Annotated in this window: 5 protein-coding genes; 1 reads left to right on the top strand and 4 read right to left on the bottom strand. The window is 65.9% G+C overall.

All coding sequences use genetic code 11. From position 1 onward, the window contains the following. Positions 1 to 54: 54 nt before the first annotated feature. Complete coding sequence (locus tag VNW74_RS00545) at positions 55 to 837, bottom strand: VOC family protein (RefSeq protein WP_325674656.1); 783 nt, start codon at positions 835 to 837, stop codon at positions 55 to 57. Positions 838 to 1,245: 408 nt separating this feature from the next. On the opposite strand from VNW74_RS00545, the gene VNW74_RS00540 reads away from it, so the two are divergent. Beyond that, complete coding sequence (locus tag VNW74_RS00540; RefSeq protein ID WP_325674655.1) at positions 1,246 to 2,406, top strand: FIST signal transduction protein; 1,161 nt, start codon at positions 1,246 to 1,248, stop codon at positions 2,404 to 2,406. A 20-nt stretch (positions 2,407 to 2,426) separates the two neighbouring features. Here the strand turns inward: VNW74_RS00540 and VNW74_RS00535 are convergent, their stop codons facing one another. The 3 genes from VNW74_RS00535 to VNW74_RS00525 all read right to left on the bottom strand — a co-directional run. Beyond that, entirely contained in the window at positions 2,427 to 3,383 is a 957-nt protein-coding gene (locus VNW74_RS00535; protein ID WP_325674654.1) for an alpha/beta hydrolase, read from the bottom strand. A gap of 10 nt (positions 3,384 to 3,393) precedes the next feature. After that, positions 3,394 to 3,999, bottom strand: a complete 606-nt coding sequence (locus tag VNW74_RS00530; RefSeq protein WP_325674653.1) for a TetR/AcrR family transcriptional regulator — start codon at positions 3,997 to 3,999, stop codon at positions 3,394 to 3,396. A 192-nt stretch (positions 4,000 to 4,191) separates the two neighbouring features. Continuing rightward, positions 4,192 to 6,125: GMC family oxidoreductase N-terminal domain-containing protein (locus VNW74_RS00525; RefSeq protein WP_325674652.1), on the bottom strand; the 1,934-nt coding region annotated here is incomplete at its 5' end.

The following is a 6,125-nucleotide window of genomic DNA, read 5'->3' as shown; positions in this document are numbered from 1 at the left end:
GGGGAAGGCGCTTATGGTGCGACAGCGCCAGCACGCCCCCGTGCCGCGGACTGACTACATCTGCTGCGCCGGCTTCAGCACGCTGAACACTGCGCCCTGCGGGTCGGTCAAGACAGCCGACCGCCCCACCGACGGTATGTCGAACGGCTCGACCATGACCTGCCCGCCCCCCTCGGCCGCCTTGGTCGCCGTGGCGTCAGCATCGTCGACAGCGAAGTAGACATGCCAATGGTTAGGCACACCTTGCATCGGCGGTTCCGTGCAACCGCCGACATCGTTTCCACCGACCTTGAGCAGCGTGTACTTCTGACCTGGTGCCATCTCCACAGCGGAGTGCGTCAAGCCGACCACGGCCTCATAGAAGGCCAGCGCCGATTCCGGCTTGTCCGTGATCAATTCGTTCCAGATAGGCGCGCCTGGCTCGCCGACCAGCGTCGCGCCGATGTGGCGGTTGGCCTGCCACAGCCCCACGGCCGGGCCGGTCGGATCGGCGACGAAGGCCATCCGGCCGGCTTCGCCGATATCGACGGGTGCCATCAGCACCTGCCCGCCCGCGGGTCCCACCTTGTCGACCGCCGCATCGACGTCGTCCACCGCGATGTAGGTGTTCCACATCGGTGGCCTGCCCTCTGGTGCACCCGGTGGCATCGGCGCGATCGCCGCCACCGTTTCTCCGTTCACCGTGGCCATGGAGTACACACCGCCTTGAGGCATCGGGTTGTCGTCGTAACTCCAGCCCAATAGCGATGCGTAGAACTGCTTAGCCGCGGGCTGATCGGTGGTTTGCAGGTCGACCCAGTTCGGCGTGCCCTGGGCGTATTGGCTTAACTTAGGCATGATTCACCTTTCATCTGGCGAATGAATCGGCACCGGCCGGTGTAGCGGACGAGTCGATCGAGGATTCCGGCATCGGGCCCGGTCGCAACGGTTCGGCGAAGGTCGTACAGCCACGCCTTCCGGCGCGACAAGCTCGCGGCAACACCAGAACATACCCGGACACCGGCTTTCAGACTACCAGCTGCCGACCGGTAGCAATAGCGAAATCCTAAGTGTGGAATCGAAATTCGAGGATGGGATGGCCGCTGACGTGATTGCCGTGGACAATCCGCGTTCGTTCCTGCACCGGTCGAAGACGAGGCTCTGGGCGACCAACTGACGCTGGCTTTTGAAAGTCGCGCCGCGGGCTGCGCAAACGGATGCGGTCCTGAACGTTTCGTCGCACCCTGGGCGGCGCATCATGGAAGTGTGCGGATCGGAGTCGGGGTTTCCACCGTGCCCGATGCACGGCAGGCCGCGGTGGAGGCTGCAGCGCACGCGCGCGACGAGCTCGCGGGTGAGGCGCCGTCGCTGGCCGTGCTACTCGGATCGCGATCACACAGCGACAAGGCCGTGGACGTCCTCAACGCGGTGCAGGAGATGCTCGAGCCGCCAGCGCTGATCGGGTGCATCGCCCAGACGATCGTCGCCGGCCGCCGCGAGATCGAGGACGAGCCCGCGGTGGCGGTGTGGCTGGCATCCGGCCTGGCCGCCGAGACGTTCCAACTGGACTTCGTCCGCACCGGCTCGGGTGGCCTGCTCACTGGTTACCGGTTCGACCGGACCACGCACGATATGCACCTACTGCTGCCGGACCCATACACATTCCCGTCGAGCCTGCTCATCGAGCACCTCAACACCGACCTGCCGGGAACGACCGTGGTGGGCGGCGTGGTGAGCGGTGGACGGGGACCGGGCGATACCCGCTTGTTCCGCGACCAGGACGTGCTTACCTCCGGCCTCGTGGGCGTGCGCCTGCCCGGCGTGCACGGTGTGCCGATCGTGTCGCAAGGCTGCCGGCCGATCGGCGACCCATACATCGTCACCGGCGCGGACGGCGCGGCGATCACCGAGCTGGGCGGCCGACCGCCGCTGCAGCGCCTACGTGAGATCGTCGCGGGGCTGCCGCCCGACGAGCAGGAACTGGTTAGCAATGGCCTGCAGATCGGGATCGTCGTCGACGAGCACCTGGCCGCTCCGGGTCAGGGCGACTTCCTGATCCGCGGGCTGCTCGGCGCCGACCAATCGACCGGGGCGATCGAGATCGGCGATGTTGTCGAGGTCGGCGCGACTGTGCAGTTCCAGGTCCGTGACGCGGCGGGCGCCGACAAGGACCTGCGTCTGACGGTAGAGCGGGCGGGAGCGGCGCTGGCCGGGCGTCCGGTTGGCGCGCTGTTGTTCACCTGCAACGGGCGTGGGCGGCGGATGTTCGAGGTCGCCGACCACGACGCGTCGACGATCGAGGAACTACTCGGCGGGATTCCGCTCGCCGGTTTCTTCGCCGCCGGGGAGATCGGCCCGATCGCGGGCCGTAACGCGTTGCACGCATTTACCGCGTCGATGGCGCTATTCATCGAAGACGCTGACTGAGCCTCTACCTCAGCGCTGTTTCATCGATTGTCCTCAACTGGTGCGGTCATGTTTCCGGCGCCGGTGGCGCCGAGTTCGTGGCGATCCAGCCAGCGCGACACGGCGTGGATCACTGCGTCGGGATCCTCGAGCTGTGGTGTATGGCCGACGCCGTGGAGAATCTCGGTGTCCCACTTGGGATTAGCGGCGGCCGCTATGTGCGCCGCGGCGACGGGCACCAGCCGATCCCGATCGCCGTGGATGAGCAGCACCGGCTGAACAAGCGACCTCATCACTTTCTTGAAATGACGCGGCCGCAGACCTGCCCGCACCACCGACCGTGCGGCCTGCAGGAAAGCGGCATCCTGGGAAGGCATGAGGCGGCGTTGTGCGGCGAGTTCGGTGGCCGCATCCATCACCTCCGGCGAGCTTCGGCGCGGATCGGCAAAGCACAGGTTCACGATGCGTTCAACGAGCTCGCGGTCGGTTCTGGATCGCCTGCTGATGTCCAGGAAGACCTCGCCTACGCCGGGAAAGGCGCACATCAGGAACTGTGCGGCGACCTGGGGGTCGGGAACCTCCGCGGGTCGTGGCAGTGCCGGATCGACCAGCACTACCGCGGCGACCGCCTGCGGGCTGGCGGCCGCCTCCAGGATCGTGACGGCACCGCCCATCGAGTTACCCATCAAAATGACTGGGCTGCCGAGGGTTTCGTTGATGAAGCGGTCGAGTACCTTGGTGTTGGCTTCGATGCTGGTCCTTCTGCCCGCAGCAGGTGAGAACCCGAATCCGGGCAGGTCGATGGCGATCACTCTGTTGCGCTCGGTCAGCGGTCGAGCGATCCTGACCCAATTCAGATGTGAGCCACCCAATCCGTGCACCATGACGATGGGCGGAGCGCCCGCGGGCCCGCCAAAGTCCACCCAGTGCACCGGTCCGGCGATGTCGCTGAAGTGACTGGCGCCTCCCCAGGGCTGCGCGAGTTGCGGTTGCATCATCTAGTCATTCCTATTCGCTAGTTGCGTTGACGAGTCGAACCGCCAACTCGGAGTGGAGCTTGGCCACTGTTTCGGGATCGGCGTAGCGCCCTGTCGGGAACCAGCGGCAGACGTCGACACACAGGGAAACGATGGCAAGGGTGACGCCCTCGGCGTCCGGAACCGCAAAAGACCCGTCGGCGACGCCGGCTTCCACAATCTCCCGCACATGCCGCGTCAGCTTTCGGCGCAGCCTGACGATCACTCGGTAGTGGTCGGGCGAGAGTGCTGTCAGCTCGTACTCGACCACCTTTGACCGGCCGTGGTACGCCGCCTGCGTCCGGGCGAATTCGCCAACCACTGCCCGTAAACGATCGCTGGGCGATTCGCCGACCGGATCGGCGGCCTGGAGCCATTCGAGGGTCTTTTGATGGCCCTCGTACGCAATCACGAAGAGCAGTTCCTCTTTGGATTTGTAGTGCGGATACATCGCGGCCGCGCTCAAACCGAGGCGTGCTGCGATGTCACGGGTGGTCGTACCGCCATAACCGTGCTCGGCGAACGCCTCGATCGCGGCGGCCCTGATCCGCGCGGCGGCCTTCGAACTACTGACGACGCCCGCCGTAGTCACGCTCACCCGGTCACCCGCATACTCCGACTGTAAGCGCTCGCTTATTTATAAGCAATCGCTTAGTGTGTGCTGTTAACTCCCGACGTTACGGTGAGGATGCGCGCCAGGGTTTGCCAGCGTGTATCTGTGACGAAACATAGCACCGACGAAAAGTCTTGTGCCCCAACCTTATAACCCGTCGTACGCCTTGATCTCGCGTCAAGGCTGGTTCAGCATGTTCGTCGCCGTGCGTCGCGCCAGTGCCATGACAGACACCATTGGATTCACCCCGGAGCAGCACGGCATCCCGCTGGCGTCAGCGATCCAGACCCCGGTCGTGTCGTGCAGCTCGCCATTGGGTTTCGCGACGCACGTCTGCGGGTCGCTGCCCAGCTTTGCGCTGCACATCTGGTGGGCGCTGAACACCGGCGTGCCACCGGGGCCGATCGGGACCTTGTTGACCTTCTCGATGAACGCCTCGAGGTCCTCGCCGCGCTGCCACGGCGCAAAGGGCTGGCCCGCGAGGAAGATCTGTTGCGCACCCGCGGCCTCTTGCATGCGGATCGCCGTCACCGCAGCCTCGCGGAAATGACGGCGATCGAGCTCGTCGGTGAACGGGTACCAGTGTGCGGACTCACCGTTGTCGTCGATGGTGACCGTTCCGGCACCGCGGTCCTTGACGATGAACACCCAGTCGGCTCGGTACCGATATTTGCGGGTGAGCTCCTTGTGCTGCGCGCCGCTGAGCCAGGGTACGACCGTGGTGAACAGACCAGGCAGGTGCTGCACGCATTCGACGATGTAGCCGTGGCAGTCATTCACCTCGGCGAACTCGTTCACGATGCCGGCCATCGCCGGGCCGTACCACGGGTCCTGGGGTTCGTCATAGATGCCGGTGACGAGGCTGGCGGGATGCAGTCGCAGTTCGGCGCCGACGGCGGGACCACCGATGCCCGACCGAAGAAGAAGCGCAGGGGTTTCCAGGGCGCCGGCGGCGGCCACGACGGCGGACGCCCGGATGACGACGCGGGAGTTCTGCTGCGTCTGTGGGTCGGTGTATGTCGCCTCGACCCCGACGGCCTTGCCGCTGTCGGTGCGGATCCGGTCGGCGCGGGTGTTGGGCAGCAGCTTCGCTCCGGCGTCCGACGCGTCCTGCAGATAGGTGCGCATGGTGCCCTGTTTGGCGCCGGTCTGATCGCCCATCCCGCTCCACCCGATCAGGTTCGGATCGTATCTGTCCGGGTCAATGTTGAGCATGGCGACGCGGTAGGAATATCCGAGCTTGGCCGCGCCCGTGGCCAACCGCTGATGGGGGGCGTTCTGGGTGGCCACCTTGTCGTTGCAGTGGATGCGATCGAACACCGCCTGCAGGTGTTCGTCGAACGCCGGGGTGTCGACGTCGGTGAGTCCGTCTGCGGCCCAGCTGCGGCGGACGGTGGCCGGGGTCAGCAACGAATTGGACCAGTTGACGGTGCTGCCGCCGCCCACGGTGCTCCCGGCGGCGATGCTGACCATGCCGTCGGCGGAGGGGAAGAACCCGCCGCGCAAGAAAAGGTTCTGATACGCCAGCGGTTCCAGCTGGACGAAGTCGGACTCGTTGAAATAACCGCCTGCCTCCAGAATGATGACCCGCTTGCCGGCCTGCGCCAGCACCGCGGCGGCCACCCCACCGCCGCTGCCGGAGCCGACCACCACCACATCCGCCTCCAGCGTCGTCTCGCCGGACGGGGTGATGACGTCAAGTGTCTTGGGCGTTTGCGGCGGGGCCTGGACCATGCCCGGATATCCCATGCCCGCCCACAAGGGATTGCCGCCCTCTGGGCCGGGCAGGCTGTAGGCGAAGATCACCGAAAGCTGATATAGCGCGGCGACCGCTCGCGCGCTCTCGGGCGACATGCCGGCGAGGTTGGCGATGATCGCCTCCCGGTCGGCCTGAGGTTGATTCTTCAACCCGACGAGGCCTGCGGCATCGATCAGTTGAAGCAGGCCGGCGAGTTGCTCCTCGGGCAAGCGGGCGACGAGGTACTGCTCAGCGGCGACGTCGGCGCCGATGTCACTGCCCTTGGCGGCATAGAACCCCGTTGGGTCGTCATCGCGCGGAACCGCCGCGACGAAGGTGTCAACGATCGCGGTCAGGGTTTCGCGCTGGAGAG

Origin of the sequence: Mycobacterium sp. (genome assembly GCF_035570115.1) — a bacterium.
GTDB lineage: Bacteria > Actinomycetota > Actinomycetes > Mycobacteriales > Mycobacteriaceae > Mycobacterium.
The sequence above is the reverse complement of the archived record's forward strand: the minus strand, read 5'-3'. Positions and strand labels throughout refer to the sequence as shown.